We start from the raw sequence: 15,983 nt of genomic DNA, 5'->3' as shown, positions 1-15,983 counted from the left end.
ACCTGCGCCCGCCGGGTCGAGGGCTGGGGTGGGTGTGCGATGCCCCCAACAGGACGGAGCGCCATGAACGGCGAGCCAGGACTGACCGACGAGCAGATCCGCACCATGACGCCGGCCGAACGCCGGGACCTGATCCGGCGGCTGAGTCGGCCCGCCCCGGAACGCCCCCAGCGCGGTGGGCTGCTCCGGGGGCGGAGCCGGGTGGTGCTGCTGGCGGCTGCGGTGATCGTCATGCTGCCGTGGATCGGCTACCTGGCCGTGGTGCTGCCCAACCGCTACGACGCGCGGCACTGGGACCTGACCTGGGCCGGCTTCGACCTGCTCCTGGCCGCGATGCTCGCCGCCACCGTGGTGTTCGCGCTGCTGCGGCGGCAGCTGCTCATCCTGACGTCGTTCGCCTCCGGCGTGCTGCTCGTGTGCGACGCGTGGTTCGACGTGCTGACCGCGAGGCGTGCGGACCTGCCGGAGTCGATCGCCACCGCCCTCCTGCTCGAGCTGCCCCTGGCCATCCTCCTGGTCCTGGGCACGCTCCGGCTGGTCCGGGCCAACGCCCAGCGGCTCTGGCTCCTGGAGCCGGGGACGCCGATCTGGCGCCTCGAGCTCGACCTCCCCTGACCGGCCACACGGCCGGCGGGCTGTTCACCAACCTCTCAGGTTGCCTCGGCACACTCCCGCCCCGTGTCGACAACCACCGCTGCCGCCGAGAAGTCCCGCACCGCCCTGAGCACCGTGCCCGAGGTCACGGTCCTGTTCTGGGTGGCCAAGGTGCTCACCACCGGGATGGGGGAGACCGCCTCGGACTTCCTCGCCCACCACCTCGACCCGGTCGTGGCCGGCGGGCTGGGCGCGGTCGGCCTGGTGGCCGCGCTCGCGCTGCAGCTGCGCGCGCGCCGCTACGTCCCGTGGGTGTACTGGCTGGCCGTGGCCATGGTCAGCGTCTTCGGCACCATGGCGGCGGACGTGGTCCACGTGATCCTCGGCATCCCGTATGCCGTGTCGACCGTGGCGTTCGTCCTCACCCTGGCCGCGGTGTTCGCCGTGTGGCGCCGGACCGAGGGCACGCTGTCCATCCACTCCATCACCACGCGCCGCCGCGAGCTCTTCTACTGGACCACCGTGCTGACGACCTTCGCGCTGGGCACCGCCGCGGGCGACCTGACGGCCACGACGCTGCACCTGGGCTACCTGGCCTCCGGCGTGCTGTTCGCCGTCGTCATCGCCGTGCCGGCACTCGCGCACTGGAAGCTCGGGCTCGGTGCGGTCAGCGCATTCTGGTTCGCCTACATCGTGACCCGGCCTCTGGGGGCGTCCTTCGCCGACTGGATGGGCGTGCCGGCCTGGAGGCAGGGCCTGGGCTGGGGCACCGGCCCGGTCACCCTGGCGCTGGCGGTCCTCATCGCCGGCGTCGTCGGCTACCTGGCCGCGACGCACGTGGACGCTCCGGTCGCCGAGGTGCGCGACCGCGATACGGCCGGGGTCTGACTGCGCGCCGTCGTGCCGGTGCGCGGGTAGCGTCGCCCCATGCCGACCGACACCACCTTCGCCGGGCTGGGCGACCAGCGGTTCGTCTCCCTGACCACCTTCCGCCGCTCGGGCGTGGGCGTGCCCACCCCGGTGTGGGTGGCCCGCGACGGTGACGCGCTGGTCGTGACCACCCCGGAGGGCAGCGGCAAGGTCAAGCGGCTGCGCCACGACGCGCGGGTCGAGCTGCGGCCCTGCAACCGCCGCGGCCGCGTCGACGCCGGGGCCCGGCCGGTCACGGGCACCGCCGCGATCATCACCGACGAGGCGACCACGGGCCGGCTGACGGACCTCATCCGCAGCAAGTACGGGCTGGAGTTCCGCCTGGTCATGGCGGTCGAGCGCCTGGTCCGGTCCGGCGAGGCCCGACGGGTCCTGCTGCGCATCACCCCGGACTGAACGGCGATTTGAGACCTACGTCGCATTCGCCCGGTTCGCCGGACGCCGGTCAGACCCCAGTCCTAGCGTTGCGCTGCACCGCGGGAGGGCCGCGGGTGAAGACACAGGGGAACCGTTGAAGAACAAGCGCGTCAGCGTGCTCATTGCCATGCTCGCCACCAGCCTCGTGGGCCTCGTCCCGGCGGGCACGGCCGAGGCAGCCACCGGCTCGGCGACGATCGGGACGATTGCGTCCGTGACCGTGCCCTGGAAGGGCTCCACCACCGTCCGTCCGATCGGGCGGGTCCAGGGCAACGCCACCATCAGCTCGGTGCGCTTCACGGTGAAGCGTGGCGCGAACGTGGTGGCCCGCAACCGTGCCTCGGCGCGGCTGTCCGCTGGTACCTACTCTGTCCAGACCGCCGTGGTCTACCGCCCGTTCACGCTGAGCTACTCCACCAAGCACGTGACGCAGAGGACGACCGTTCCTGCCTACACCTCGCTCCCGGTGACCTGCCGGGTCGACTCCGTCCAGCCCGACAGCTACGTGTCGTACTTCACCGCGGTGTGCTCCGGGCAGGGTTTCGACGGCAGCTTCAGCTCCAACGGCTACGTCACGCCCAGCGGGGACGGCGGGTGGAGCGGCTCCCTGATGCTCGGGGCCACCGCGGTGGAGACGAGCAGCAGCGACGTGATGACGCTGGTCGGGACGACGTTCTCGGACGAGGTCATGACCGACCACGACCTGACCAGGACCACCACCCGCTCGGTCCGTGTCTCGACCCGTCACTACGGCCGGAGCCGGACGGTGAAGCGCACCCAGAGGCTGGTCATCAAGTCCCGACCCAAGCCGCGGGGCTGCGCCACCTACGCCGAGTTCCAGCGGGTCAAGGCGGACTTCGCCAACCCCGAGACCTACGGCTCGAGCCGGGCCTCGGTCACGCAGATCCTGCAGAGTGCGGGCAGCCGCACCTCCTACGACGACTTCGGCAACCAGGTCATCGAGTTCCGCCGGTACACGGCGTGTGCCCGGGGCGCCATCATCACCGTCGGCTTCGAGAACGGTTACGCCTACTCCAAGGCCTACATGTCCTGACCCGGCTTGACCGGATGCCGCAGAGCCCCACGGGTGGTCCCGTGGGGCTCTGCGCTGTCCGGAGGCCGGATGTCCGACAGATCAGCCTTTGTCCATATCTGCAGTTCAGGGGTCGTGCCGGACATGGCAAGCCTTTGGTAAGCCCTCGTCACTGAGGCTCTTCGCGTTCCTACCCTCGAGAGTGGAGGCGTGCCCTCCCCGCCCTGACCCGGAGGAGGCGTGCGATGACGCGTCGATCCCGTTGCGCCACAGGGCGATCCCGCGACCGGGGGGCCGTGGCCGTCGAGGCCGCGATCATCACCCCCGTCCTCATCGCCTTCGTCTTCGCCGTCCTCGAGTTCGGCCTGGTCTTCAAGGACTCCCTGTCGGTCAGCTCCGCCATCCGTGGCGGGGTGCGCATGGCCTCTGCCGAGCCACGGCGGGGGACGTTCGCCACCGACGCCGCGAGCCAGGTCGCCCGCGGCGCGGCTGCCCTCGACATGAGCGGCTTCGAGGCGCTGTGGGTCTACAAGGCCCAGCCGGACGGGACGCCAGTCGGTGGTGACGCCACCTTCTCCACCTGCTCGGCGTGCGTGAAGTTCACGTGGAACGGGACCGGCTTCACGCAGACGTCCTCGACGTGGAGCGCGTTGTCCCAGAACGCCTGTGTCGGTGACCCGCTGCACGACAGCGTCGGCGTCTACCTCGCCGTGCGGCACCAGGCGATCACCGGGATGTTCTTCCGTAGCACCGACATCCGCGACCACACGGTGATGAACCTCGAGCCCGTCCCCCTCTCGGCGGGCTGCAAGTGAGCCGCCTGGCGCGCCTGCGGAGCTCGGGCGACCGCGGATACGTCGCCCTGCTCACGGCGTTCCTCCTGGTGGTCTTCCTCGCCGTCGCGGCCTTCGCGGTCGACGTCGGCAACTGGTACCTCGTCGGCCAGCGAGAGCAGCGCGCCGCCGACGCCGCCGCCCTCGCTGGCGTCTCCAGCCTCCCGGCGGACACCGCGACCGCGTTCAGCACCGCGCAGAAGTTCGCCAAGGTCAACGGCTTCGAGAACGGCGTCGCGAGCACGACGGTCGTCGCCGGCGTGGACAGCCGGCCCACCCGCCTCCGGGTCACGGTGAGCCGCACCGTCGCCAACATCTTCGGCCCGGTCCTGGGACTGCCGACGACGACGGTCAGCCGCACCGCCGTTGCCGACTACGCCGGCCCGGTCCCGATGGGCAGCCCCTGCAACGAGTTCGGCAACGACCCCGCGTCCGACTCCACGGGCTACAAGGGCACGACCTGCAACGGCGTCAACGGCCAGTTCTGGGCCAGCGTCAACTCCCCGAGCTCGTTCAAGGGCAACGGCGACGCCTACCAGTCGCAAGGCTGCACGCTCTCGGGTTCGCCTGTGCCCGACGGTTGCGCCTCGGGGACGAACGCCGACTGGACCGCCGACGGCTACTACTACACCGTCTCGGTCACGCGGCCGATGGCCAACCTCACGATCCAGCTGTTCGACCCGGCGTGGGTCAACGTCGGGCTGACCTGTCCGTCGGTCACGTCGGTGTTCGGGAGTGGCAGCACCGCCGCCACGAAGGCGGTCAACGACCAGGTCAGCGACCCGGCGACCCGCTACGCCTCGGGGGCGTCGAGCCCCTACTGCACCGGTGACAACTCCTACGGCGGTGCGACCGTGATGAGCACACGGTTCACCGTCCGCGACCCCAGCACGACGCCGTGGGACCCGGCCACCTTCCCGGTCCACACCGGGTGCGACAGGACGTATGCCGGGTACGACGGCTCTCTGTACGCGGCCCTCAACAAGGCCTCGACCCCCACGTACCGCCCGGACCTGGCCGCGTCGTTCCGCCGGTGGTCCACGCTGTGCTCGATCACCAACCCGGCCGTGGGGGACTACCTCGTCCAGGTGCGCACCAACGGCCTGGGCACCGATGCGGCCAATGACGGCAACCGGTTCGGCATCCGGGCGTGGTCCTCCGCGGACCCCACCGCGACCAGCGCGATCTCCATCTCCGGCCGGGAGAAGATGGGGATCTACTCCAACGCCCCCGGTGCCACCACGGAGTTCTACCTGGCGCGGGTGCCGAGCAGCGCGGCCGGTGAGGTGCTCAACGTCCGCCTCTATGACATCGGCGACTCCACGACGTCGGGGACCATCACCATCTCCGCCCCGCCGGACTCGGGCGCCACCTTCAGCGGCTGCGTCGGGGCCGGGCCGGTGGCCGGCAGCATGCCGAGTTGCTCCCTCACGGCCGACTCGAGCTTCAACGGCAAGTGGCAGACGGTGTCTGTGCCGATCCCAACGTCGTACCGCTGTGCCGACTCAGACCCGACCGCGTGCTGGGTGCGGCTCACCTACGCCTACGGCACGTCGTCGAAGCCGACGGACGTGACCTCGTGGACCGCCAGCATCGAGGGCGACCCGACCAGGCTGGTCGAGTGACCCGGGGCCTGTGAAGGCTCAGCCGCCCAGGCCGCTGAACGTCGCGATCATCTTGATCGCGCCCGGCCCGATGATGACGATGAACAGCGCGGGGAAGATGCCCAGCAGCATCGGGAAGAGGATCTTCACCGGCACCTTCTGCGCCTTCTCCTCCGCGCGCTGCCGCCGGACCAGTCGCATCTGGTGGGCCTGCTCGCGCAGCACCCCGCCGATGGGCAGGCCGAGCCGGTCGGCCAGCACCAGCGTGCTGACGAACGTCTTGACCTCAGGCACGGTGCTGCGCTCGCCGAGCGAGGCGAACGCCTGCGGGCGGGACCGCCCGATCTGGATCTCCTGCAGCACCCGGGCGAACTCTCCGGCCACCGGGCCGGTGACGGAGCGGGCGACCTGGCTCAGCGCGCTGTCGAAGCCCTGCCCGGCCTCGACGCAGACCGTGAGCATGTCGAGGGCGTCGGCCAGCCCGCGGCGCAGCTCGTCCTGCCGGTGCAGGCCGGCGTTGTAGAGCAACAGGTCGGGCAGGTGGAAGGCGGCGGCGCCGGCGGCGAGCAGGAACACCACGCCGCGCGGCCCGATCCCGCCGAGCAGCAGCCCCGCGCCGGCCCCGACGAGCAGCGCCGCGCCCTTGACCGCGAGCAGGCGCTCCAGGCTCCACGCCGGCGGGTTGCCGGCCACGTCGAGCAGCCGGTTGAGGCGGGCCGCCGTCCCCGAGGGCGACAGCCGCAGCGCCAGCCCGCGCATCGCGGCCAGGAACGGCCCGGCCACCCGGTCGCCGAAGGACAGCTCCGCCCGGGCGACGTCGTGGGAGGACACCGGACCCTCGATCAGGGCGAGGCTGCGCGCCATACCGGTCAGCGGCGTCCGCCCCACCTGTGTCGCCACCACGAGCAGCAGCAGGCTCAGCGCGACCGCGCCCCCGGCGACCCAGACCAGCATCGGCTAGACCTCCACATCCACGACCTTGCGCATCCACACGACCCCGATGCCGAGCATCACCACGCCGGCCGCCGACATGGCCAGCCCGAGCGGGGTGGTCCAGAGCAGCGACACGTAGTCGTAGTTGATCCGGGTCATGTAGAGGAAGATCCCGACGGGCATCGCGATGAGCACGTATGCCGACAGCCGGCCCTCCGCGGACAGCGCCCGCACGTGCCGGTGCAGTGACTCGCGGTCGCGCAGCGTCGCTGCGGTGGTCTTCAGCGTCTCGGCGAGGTTGCCGCCGACCTGGCGCTGGATGCCGATGGCCATGCTCGTCCAGCGCAGGTTGGTGCTGTCCATCCGGTCGGCCATTCGGTCCAGCGCGTCGCCGATGTCGGCGCCGATCCGCGTCTCGGCCAGGGCCCGGGAGAGCTCCTTCGCCGTGGGCTCGGCCACGTCCTGGGCGACCGCGTCGAGTGCCTGGAGCAGGGAGAAGCCGGTCTGCAGGCTGCTCGCCACGAGTGTCAGGACGTCGGGCAGCTGGGCTTCGAACCGCCGCGCCCGGCGGCTCGCGCAGACCCGCAGGAACACCACCGGAGCAAGCGTGCCGAGGCCGCCGCCGAGGAGGAGGCCGATGAGGTTCGCGCCGATGCTGCCGTGAATCATCAACAACCCCAACGCCGCTCCCGCGAGGACGGCAACCGCCCGCAGCACCGCCCACTCCCCGGCGCGCAGCGGCAGGTCGGCGCGCTCCAGCAGGGCGGCGGTGCGAGCGGTGGAGGGGCGACCGGTGGTGGCCCGGTCCCCGAGGTCGACCAGCGCGGTGCTCAGACCGCTCGGGCCACGCGCGGTGCGGGCAGCGGCCGCCGCCCCGCCGGTCCCCTGGACGTACTGGTCGATGGACCGCAGGCGACGGTCCGCCGCGGACCCGCCACGCGGCATACCGAGGGCGAGGACGGTCGCGGCCAGGGCGCACCCGACCAACGCCGGTGGGCCCCAGACCAGCCACGCGGGGTCCGGGGTGCTCACCCCTGGCCCCGGACGAACATCGCCGGGTTGAGCTCTATGCCGAGGTCCTGCAGGTGGCCGCCGAACTTCGGGCGCAGGCCGGTGCTGACCAGGGTGCCCCGGAAGCGGCCGGTCTCGTCCATCCCGGCGGAGTAGTCGAAGACGAACAGGTCCTGGAGGGTGATGACGTCGGACTCCATGCCCTCGACCTCGGTGATCGCCGTGATGCGGCGGCTGCCGTCCTTGAGCCGGGCCTGCTGGACGATGAGGTCGACCGCGCTGGCCACCTGGTCGCGGATCGCCCGGACCGGCAGCTCGACGCCGGCCATGAGCACCATGGTCTCCAGGCGGGACAGGCTGTCGCGGGGACTGTTGGCGTGCACCGTGGTGATGGAGCCGTCGTGGCCGGTGTTCATCGCCTGGAGCATGTCCAGCGCCGCACCGTCGCGGACCTCGCCGACGACGATCCGGTCCGGGCGCATGCGCAGGGCGTTGCGCACGAGGTCGCGGATGCTGACGTGCCCGCGCCCCTCGACGTTGGCCGGACGGGCCTCCATCCGCAGCACATGACGCTGGCGCAGCTGCAGCTCGGCGGCGTCCTCGATGGTGAGGATGCGCTCGTCGTCGGGGATGAAGCCGGACATGACGTTGAGCAGGGTCGTCTTGCCCGAGCCGGTGCCGCCGCTGATGACGATGTTGCGCCGGCCCCGCACACAGGCCTCGAGGAAGTCCCGCACCTGCGGGGTCATGGTCCCGAAGGCGATGAGGTCGCGGTCGGTGAACGGGTCGGGGGAGAACTTGCGGATCGTCAGCAGGCTGCCATCGAGCGCGATCGGGGCCACGACGGCGTTGACGCGGGAGCCGTCGGCCAGGCGGGCATCGACCATCGGGCTGGACTCGTCGACGCGGCGGCCGATGCGACCGACGATCTTGTCGATGGTCCGGCGCAGGTGGGCGTCGTCGACGAACTGCGCCTCGACAGCGTGGATGTGCCCGGCCCGCTCGACGAAGATGTGCTCGGGGCCGTTGACCATGATCTCGGTGATCTCGCTGTCGCGCAGCAGCGGCTCCAGCGGCCCGTGGCCGAGGATCTCGTCGGTCACCTCCTGGGCGATCCGCGTCCGGTCCGCTGACGACAGCGGGGTCTGCTCGGCGTCCAGGACGGTCTGCAGGGTGTGCCGCACGCGGACGTCGAGCTCGGCCTGGTCCAGGTGCGGGTCGTAGAGCTGGGGGCCCAGGGAGTCCATCAGCGAGCGGTGGACGCTGGCCTTCACGGCCGCGAACGGGTCCCGGACCGGGAGGGTCACGACCTGTTGCGCCGAGCCACCGGCAGCTCCCGGGCCGACCGGCGCCGGGGGCGCGAGCCGTTCGAGCCGCTCGGCGAGGTTCACCGCAGGACCTTCCGGCGCCGCTGGCGCAGGTCGCGGCGCCGGGGCAGGGGCTGCTGGTCGATCGCCGCTGGGGCGTCGAGCGGAGGCACCGGGGTCCGGGTGACGACGTGCCGCTCGGCCAGGGCCCGCAGGGCCGTGCTGAACTCATGCTTCGGCTCGTCCAGCACCAGGGCCACGCCGCGGTTGACCGAGGCCGGGACGGCCGGGCTGCTCGGCAGCGAGGTGGCGACCGGCGCCCGGATCGCCTTGACCACGTCGGGCACGTGCAGCCCCACCTTGGCGTCCGCCCGGTTGAGCACCACCACCCGCGACTCCTGGGGGTGCCCGAGCAGGTCCAGGGTGTTCAGGGCGAGGCGCAGGTTCTTGACTGCGGGGATGTCCGGGGTGGCCAGCATGATCGCGATGTCGCTGACGTCGAACGCCGCCAGGGTGTGCTCGGTGAACGCCGGCGGGGTGTCCACGATGACGTAGTCGTAGGAGCGCCGGGCGACCTGCAGCAGCTCGGAGGTCGTCGTCGCGGGGACCCGGTCGGCGTCCGCGGGGCTGCTCGGGGCGCAGATGGCCTCCAGGCCGCTGGCGTGCCGGGTCACCACCGAGGCGATGCCGGCCTGGTCGAGGTGGCCGGACATGGCGATGAGGTCGGCGGCGGAATGCTCCGGGTCGAGCTGCAGGCTGATCGCCACATCGCCGAAGGCCAGGTCGAGGTCGACGATCAGCACCCGCTGGCCCAGGGAGGCGAGGTAGGCGCTGAGGTTCGTCGCGATGGTCGTCTTGCCGCAGCCGCCCTTGGCCGCGAAGACCGTGACGATGGTGCCCTGCCGGGACTGGGGGCCGGCGGTGGAGCTGACCATCCGGCGGGAGACCTCCAGGCTGCGACCGCAGGCCACGGACAGGGCGCTGAGGTCGTCGGCCACGACGACCTCCCGGATGCCCGCGCGCAGCGCCTGGGCCAGGACCGAGATGTCCAGGCGCCGGCGCAGCAGCAGCACCCCGGCCTCGGGCAGCTCCACGCGCAGCCGTTCGGCGAGCTCGCACACGGCGAGCAGGTCGATCTCCGGACCGGCGACGACGAGCGGCTCGCCCGGTGTCGTGGTCAGCGCGCGCCAGACGGCGTGCGCGCCGTCGGCGGCGTGGACCTGCCCGCCGATCGCGTAGTGGTAGGTCTCGGCGGCGGCGGGGTCGGTGCTCCACAGGACGGTCATGAGGGGGCTCCTGGTCAGCGGGGGAAGAGCGTGGCGTTGTCGACCTCGGCGCGGGTGTCGATGCGGCTGTCGACGCCGAGCAGCCCGGCATACAGGGTGCCGGTCTGCACGGCGTGGACGAGCCGCAGCGCGGAGGCGGGGGGTACGGCGACAGTGAGGGGGACCGGACCCGAAGCGCCCCCGGGCGGCGCGGTGCTGCCCGGGGCGAGCACGCTGGCGCCGACGGCGATGACGAGGACGTCGGGCAGCAGCACGCGGGTCGCCCGCTGGCCGGAGGCGGGCTCGTAGGAGTCGTAGAGGACCACGTGGGAGCCGGGCGTGAGGAACGTGGCGACCCTGGCGGGGTCGGCCAGCTGCACCGCGACCGCCACCTGCCCGGCGGGCACGGCGATCGCCTTCTGCGCCAGCGGCATCGCGCCGAAGCGGCTCGCCAGGACGAACTCCCCGGCGGCGATGTCGGTGGTGGCCACGAGGGGGCGGGTCCGGTCGTCGACGGTCTGCAGCGCCCCGGCGGGGACGCCATCGGTCATGACCCGGGTGCGGGTGATCAGGCCCTGGCTGACCGCGTCGGCGGCGGTGGTGCCGGCCGGGACGACCTGCTGGGCGATGTAGACCTCGGTGGTGCTCTGCCCGGCCAGGGCGCGCTGGTCGGCGCCCCGTGCGTAGAGGACCACCGCCACGAAGCCGACGAGGGCGGCGACGACGGCGGCCAGCACGACGATCAGCCGTCGGGCCACGGGCACCTCCTCCAGGGAATTCCCCTACCGGGGGGGAACCGCAGGAAATGTCGCCGCGAAGTGAATTCGGGGTGCATTCTTCGGCGCCGGCAGGGGAATGTTTCGCTTGGCTATGAGAAAGCTGTTGACAATATGGACGATTTCACCCGATATTGGCTTGGTCGGGCAATGGGACGGCGCAGCCCCCGGTCGGGCCGCCGGCAGGGGGTTGACGACCGGCCGGGGGACGTGCGCCTCATGTCCTGGCCTCAGGAGGTGACGGTGACCTTCGAGGACGCGGTGTTGAACAGGGTCGACAGGTTGCCGCCGAGCAGGGTGACGGCGCCGATGATGACGATGGCGATGAGCGCGACCATCAGGCCGTACTCCACGGCGGTGGCGCCGCGGTCGGACTGCAGGGCGAGCTGGAGCTTGACGAGTCGAGCGAGCATGGGGGGTGCCCCTTCCTGGGACGGATGGTCCCGCGGGGAGGTCCGCGATTGAGGAGGACGCTAGGTCTGCCCGCCTCCTCCAAATGACGTGGTTGGACGAGTCCTGACTCAGGTTTGGAAATAGGGGTGGAATAGGGCGGGGAATTCAATTCCCTTTCTTGACCACGCCTTTGCTGACAGTGGTGTCATTCAGTCAAATACGACTCGCGGGATATTGTCCGGAATTGGCACGAATCTGACCTTCGGTCGGGGAGCCCCGGCCGCGCGGCTTACCGATTGGTGTTCTGCGCCGCCGAACCGCGACGATGGGGTCCTCATGAGCCTCGCCGACCGGATCCCGACCCCGCCCGAGCCCGACGCCCTCTTCGACGCCTTCGCCGACTGGGCCGGTGAGCGGGGCCTCGAGCTCTACCCGGCGCAGCAGGAGGCACTGATCGAGCTGGTCAGTGGCGCCAACGTCGTGCTGGCCACGCCGACCGGCTCGGGCAAGAGCCTGGTCGCCACCGGAGCCCACTTCGCGGCCCTGGCCCAGGGGCAGCGCACCTACTACACCGCCCCGATCAAGGCGCTGGTGTCGGAGAAGTTCTTCGCGTTGTGCGAGGTGTTCGGCGCGGCCAACGTCGGCATGCTGACCGGCGACGCCAGCGTCAACGCCCAGGCCCCGATCATCTGCTGCACCGCCGAGGTGCTGGCCAACATCGCGCTGCGCGAGGGGTCGCACGCCGACATCGGCCAGGTCGTCAGGGACGAGTTCCACTTCTACTCCGAGCCCGACCGCGGCTGGGCGTGGCAGGTGCCACTGCTGGAGCTGCCGCGGGCGCAGTTCCTGCTGATGTCGGCGACCCTGGGCGACGTCTCGCGCTTCCAGGACGACCTGACCCGGCGCACCGGACGAGCGACGGCGCTGGTCACCAACACCGAGCGCCCCGTGCCGCTGTCGTTCAGCTACGTGCTGACCCCGCTGCACGAGACGCTCGAGGAGCTGCTCACCACCCACCAGGCGCCGGTCTACGTCGTCCACTTCACCCAGGCGGCGGCGCTGGAGCGGGCCCAGTCGCTGCTCAGCCTCAACGTGTGCACGCGCGAGGAGAAGGACCGCATCGCCGAGCTCATCGGCGGGTTCCGCTTCGCCGCGGGCTTCGGCAAGACGCTGTCCCGCCTGGTGCGCCACGGGATCGGCGTCCACCACGCGGGGATGCTGCCGAAGTACCGTCGCCTCGTCGAGCAGCTCGCGCAGGCCGGCCTCTTGAAGGTCATCTGCGGCACGGACACGCTCGGCGTGGGGATCAACGTGCCGATCCGCACCGTCGTGCTGACCGGCCTGACCAAGTTCGACGGGTCCCGCCAGCGGGTGCTCAAGGCACGGGAGTTCCACCAGATCGCCGGCCGGGCGGGACGCGCCGGCTACGACACCTCGGGCACCGTGGTGGTCCAGGCGCCCGACCACGTCATCGAGAACGAGCGCGCCCTGGCCAAGGCCGGCGACGACCCCAAGAAGCGGCGCAAGGTCCAGCGCAAGAAGCCGCCGGAGGGCACGGTCACCTGGAGCGAGCAGACCTTCGACCGCCTCGTCGCCGCCGACCCGGAGGCGCTGGTCTCGCGCATGCGGGTCAGCCACTCGATGCTGCTCAACGTCATCACCCGCCCCGGCGACCCGTTCGCGGCGATGCGCAAGCTGGTGCGCGACAACCACGCGGAGCGGCCCGGCCAGGCGCGCCTGGCCCGCCGCGCCATCCAGATGTATCGCGCGCTCCTCACCGCCGGGGTCATCGAGCGGATCGACCCGCCCGACGAGACCGGCCGCACCGTGCGCCTGACCGTCGACCTGCAGGCCAACTTCGCGCTCAACCAGCCGCTGTCCACCTTCGCGCTGGCCGCGTTCGAGCTCCTCGACCAGGACTCGCCGACGTTCGCCCTGGACGTGGTCTCGGTGGTCGAGGCCACGCTCGACGACCCGCGCCAGGTGCTGCTGGCCCAGCAGTTCAAGGCCCGCGGCGAGGCCGTGGCGGAGATGAAGGCCGAGGGGATCGAGTACGACGAGCGCCTCGAGCTGCTCGACGAGGTCACCTGGCCCAAGCCGCTGGTGGAGCTGCTGGAGTCGGCGATGGCGATGTACCGCAAGGGCCACCCGTGGGTGTCCGAGGACGCGCTGTCACCGAAGTCGGTGGTGCGCGACATGTTCGAGCGGGCGATGAACTTCACCGAGCTGGTCGGCTACTACGGCCTGGCCCGCTCGGAGGGGGCGGTGCTGCGCTACCTCAGCGACGCCTACAAGGCGCTGCGCCAGACGGTGCCGGACAGCCTCAAGACCGAGGAGCTGACCGACCTCATCGAGTGGCTGGGGGAGACGGTGCGCCAGACCGACTCGAGCCTGCTCGACGAGTGGGAGCAGCTGACCGACGGGTCGCTGGAGCCCGGACAGGCGCCGCGCCCCGGCGAGGTCGGCGACCAGCCGCGCCCGATCACCAAGAACCACAGGGCCTTTCGTGTGCTCGTGCGCAACGCGATGTTCCGACGGGTCGAGCTGGCGGCGTTGCGCCGGTGGATCGACCTCGGCGAGCTCGACGCCGGCTCGGGCTGGGACGCCGACCGCTGGCAGGAGGCGTTGGGGACCTACTACGCCGAGCACGACTCGATCGGCACGGACGGCGATGCCCGCGGGCCGAAGATGTTCCAGGTGGAGGAGCAGCCCGGGCGCTGGCTGGTCCGCCAGGTCGTCGACGACCCCGAGGGCGACCACGACTGGGGGATCACGGCCGAGGTCGACCTCGCCGCCTCCGACGAGCTCGGCGAGGCGGTCATCCACCTCACCGGCTTCGAGCCGCTCTGACCCTCGTCTTCTTCCCACCGGACACGGCTTGGCCCGCGTTTGAGGGCCTTGGAGCCCTGGAAACGCGGGTCAAGCCGTGTTCGGTCGAGGGGTTGTCGCGCCCGGTCGGGGTGCGAGCGCCGAGGGCGGGTGAGGGTTACTCGCGCTCGGCGGCGGTCGGCTCGAGCTCGTCGTGCAGGTGCGCCTTCAGCGCACGGTCGGGCCGGGCGATGACGAAGTAGATGCCGCCGACAAGGGCGATCCCCACCATGACCACGAACGTGATCCAGTCGTAGTTGAAGAACGCCCGTGGGCTGGACAGCCCCGTCGGCGCCACGATGTTGATGAGCATCACCACCAGGTACGCCAGCGCCAGCCAGCTGACCAGCCAGCCCCACCGCCCGAGCCGGAACGCGCCCTCGGGGACCCAACCCCGGGCCCGGGCGATCATCGACCCGATGACGGTCAGCATGAACGACAGGTAGATGCCGGAGACGCCGAACGACACCAGCACGAAGAGGGCGTTGATCCCCTTGGGGTAGGTGAACCAGAGGATCTTGACGTCCGAGGACGGGTTGATGTTGACCATCAGGGAGAACGCGATCGGGACGATGGCGCCGATGATGATCGCGTTGACCGGCGTGTGGAAGCGCGGAGAGATGTGGCCCACCCACTTGTGAGCCGGCACCGCGCCGTCGCGGGCGAAGGAGAACGCCAGCCGGGCGCCGGCGCCCTGGACCGCGGTGCCGCAGGAGAAGAACGCGATGATGACCATCACGAGGAAGAAGTCCTGCAGCCACTGCGGCAGCTCGCTGAGGATGCCGGGGACGCCACCGCCGGCGAACACCGAGGCATACCCCTTGGCGCTGCTCGGGGTGGCCAGGATGAGACCGGCGACCAGGACGAACGAGGCGACCCCGCCGTAGACGAGGGCCGAGCGCATCGCGCGCGGCACCTGGCGGGAGGCGTCCTTGGTCTCCTCGGCGATGTCACCGGCGGACTCGAAGCCGTAGAAGATGTAGACGTGGGCGAGGATCGCCACCAGGGCGGCGCCGGTCAGCCAGTTGCCGTGGAAGTTCATGCCGAGCGGGTTGGTCGGGCCGTACTGCGCGCCGGCGGTCTGGAACAGGAACCCGAAGCCGTGGTGGAAGCCCACGACGGCCAGGGCGATGGCGACGCCGAACGTGCCGATCGTCTCGACGTAGACACCCAGCGCGGTCACCCGGCTCATCAGCTTGGCGCCGACGGCGTTCATCGTGGTCTGGATGAGGATGAGGACGATGGTGATGACGAGGATCGTCGTGCTGTTCGTCGGGTCCATCTTGGTGCCGAACCACTGGTCCGACAGGGCGGTCACGTAGCCCACCACGCCGGTGTCGACGCTGGCGACAGTGACGAGCAGGGCCATGCCGTAGAGCCAGCCCACCCACCACCCGTATCCCGCGCTGACCGAGTACTTGCCGTACTGGTAGATCGCCCCGGCCACCGGGTAGTGGCTGCCGAGCTCGCCGAACACCAGCGCCACCATGAGCATCCCGAGCACGACCAGCGGCATCAGCCACAGGTAGCGCGGCCCGGCGGAGCCGAGCCCGAGGACGAACAGGGAGTACACCCCGACCATCGGCGAGAGGTAGGAGAACGCGACGCTGAAGTTGTCGAACAGGCTCAGCACCCGCGAGAGCTCCTGCGTGTAGCCCAGGTTCTGCAGACGCTCGGCGTCAGCGTCGGGCTGGCCCTGGGGGTTGTTCATGACCTCGCTCATCCCGCGCTCCTTCGTCGCGACCGGCCCCCGCGATCCGAGCGTCTGCCCGTGCGGGTCGGCCCACCTCACCCACAAGTACTACGCGCGGGGGCGGCGCGCTCGTCCAAGCCGGGAATTGGGGTGGCCACCGGCACCACGCAGCGGGCCCGTCCCGATGCCACCGGCGTCGGGGCGGGTCCGCTGCGTGGTGCCAGCTGGTCCACCACCGCTCCACGGCTTGGACGAGCGCTCCACAACCCACGTAGTACTTGTGGGTGAGGTGGGCTGGCCCGCACGGGCAGACGCTCGGATCGCGG

At 71.1% G+C, this 15,983-nt stretch carries 14 protein-coding genes; 7 read left to right on the top strand and 7 right to left on the bottom strand.

Going from position 1 to position 15,983, the window contains the following annotated elements; genetic code table 11:
* Positions 1-63: 63 nt before the first annotated feature.
* The 6 genes from ACXVGS_RS08505 to ACXVGS_RS08480 all read left to right on the top strand — a co-directional run bounded on the left by ACXVGS_RS08505 (position 64) and on the right by ACXVGS_RS08480 (position 5,432).
* Positions 64-615 (top strand): hypothetical protein, encoded by a 552-nt coding sequence (locus tag ACXVGS_RS08505; protein ID WP_458528884.1) that lies wholly within the window; start codon positions 64-66, stop codon positions 613-615.
* Positions 616-678: 63 nt separating this feature from the next.
* A complete protein-coding gene (locus ACXVGS_RS08500) occupies positions 679-1,482 on the top strand; it encodes a COG4705 family protein (protein WP_458536839.1) in 804 nt (267 codons plus the stop codon).
* A gap of 39 nt (positions 1,483-1,521) precedes the next feature.
* Entirely contained in the window at positions 1,522-1,920 is a 399-nt protein-coding gene (locus ACXVGS_RS08495; protein WP_458531418.1) for a PPOX class F420-dependent oxidoreductase, read from the top strand.
* Between the two features lie 115 nt (positions 1,921-2,035).
* Entirely contained in the window at positions 2,036-2,995 is a 960-nt protein-coding gene (locus ACXVGS_RS08490) for a hypothetical protein (RefSeq protein ID WP_458533438.1), read from the top strand.
* 224 nt (positions 2,996-3,219) lie between these two features.
* Positions 3,220-3,789: a TadE/TadG family type IV pilus assembly protein gene (locus tag ACXVGS_RS08485; protein ID WP_458530773.1), complete on the top strand. Its 570-nt coding sequence runs from the start codon at positions 3,220-3,222 to the stop codon at positions 3,787-3,789.
* Positions 3,786-5,432 carry a pilus assembly protein TadG-related protein gene (locus ACXVGS_RS08480; protein WP_458530774.1) on the top strand — a complete coding sequence of 549 codons (1,647 nt, stop codon included), beginning with the start codon at positions 3,786-3,788 and terminating at the stop codon, positions 5,430-5,432. Before ACXVGS_RS08485 ends, ACXVGS_RS08480 begins: the two co-directional genes overlap by 4 nt.
* Positions 5,433-5,450: 18 nt before the next feature.
* Here the strand turns inward: ACXVGS_RS08480 and ACXVGS_RS08475 are convergent, their stop codons facing one another.
* The 6 genes from ACXVGS_RS08475 to ACXVGS_RS08450 form a co-directional block, all read right to left on the bottom strand.
* Positions 5,451-6,365 (bottom strand): type II secretion system F family protein, encoded by a 915-nt coding sequence (locus ACXVGS_RS08475; RefSeq protein WP_458536838.1) that lies wholly within the window; start codon positions 6,363-6,365, stop codon positions 5,451-5,453.
* 3 nt (positions 6,366-6,368) lie between these two features.
* On the bottom strand, positions 6,369-7,376 hold the full coding sequence (locus tag ACXVGS_RS08470; protein ID WP_458531419.1) for a type II secretion system F family protein: 1,008 nt from the start codon (positions 7,374-7,376) through the stop codon (positions 6,369-6,371).
* Positions 7,373-8,746 (bottom strand): CpaF family protein, encoded by a 1,374-nt coding sequence (locus ACXVGS_RS08465; protein WP_458530777.1) that lies wholly within the window; start codon positions 8,744-8,746, stop codon positions 7,373-7,375. Before ACXVGS_RS08465 ends, ACXVGS_RS08470 begins: the two co-directional genes overlap by 4 nt.
* A complete protein-coding gene (locus ACXVGS_RS08460; protein WP_458530778.1) occupies positions 8,743-9,948 on the bottom strand; it encodes an AAA family ATPase in 1,206 nt (401 codons plus the stop codon). The genes ACXVGS_RS08465 and ACXVGS_RS08460 overlap by 4 nt, the downstream gene beginning before the upstream one ends.
* Before the next feature lie 14 nt (positions 9,949-9,962).
* The gene (locus ACXVGS_RS08455) at positions 9,963-10,685 is read right to left on the bottom strand and encodes an RcpC/CpaB family pilus assembly protein (protein WP_458531421.1); all 723 of its coding nucleotides are present in this window, start codon (positions 10,683-10,685) and stop codon (positions 9,963-9,965) included.
* Positions 10,686-10,933: 248 nt separating this feature from the next.
* Complete coding sequence (locus tag ACXVGS_RS08450; protein WP_458530780.1) at positions 10,934-11,116, bottom strand: Flp family type IVb pilin; 183 nt, start codon at positions 11,114-11,116, stop codon at positions 10,934-10,936.
* Positions 11,117-11,432: 316 nt separating this feature from the next.
* Here ACXVGS_RS08450 and ACXVGS_RS08445 point away from each other — a divergent pair, with 316 nt between their 5' ends.
* Positions 11,433-13,946 (top strand): DEAD/DEAH box helicase, encoded by a 2,514-nt coding sequence (locus tag ACXVGS_RS08445; protein ID WP_458536837.1) that lies wholly within the window; start codon positions 11,433-11,435, stop codon positions 13,944-13,946.
* Between the two features lie 136 nt (positions 13,947-14,082).
* On the opposite strand, the gene ACXVGS_RS08440 is transcribed toward ACXVGS_RS08445, so the two are convergent.
* Positions 14,083-15,687, bottom strand: coding sequence for an APC family permease (locus tag ACXVGS_RS08440; protein WP_458530782.1), 1,605 nt, complete (start codon positions 15,685-15,687; stop codon positions 14,083-14,085).
* Positions 15,688-15,983 lie beyond the last annotated feature (296 nt).

The sequence above is a fragment of the Oryzihumus sp. genome (genome assembly GCF_054325275.1).
Note: the sequence above shows the minus strand (reverse complement) of the source record. Positions and strands in the feature narration are given on the sequence as shown.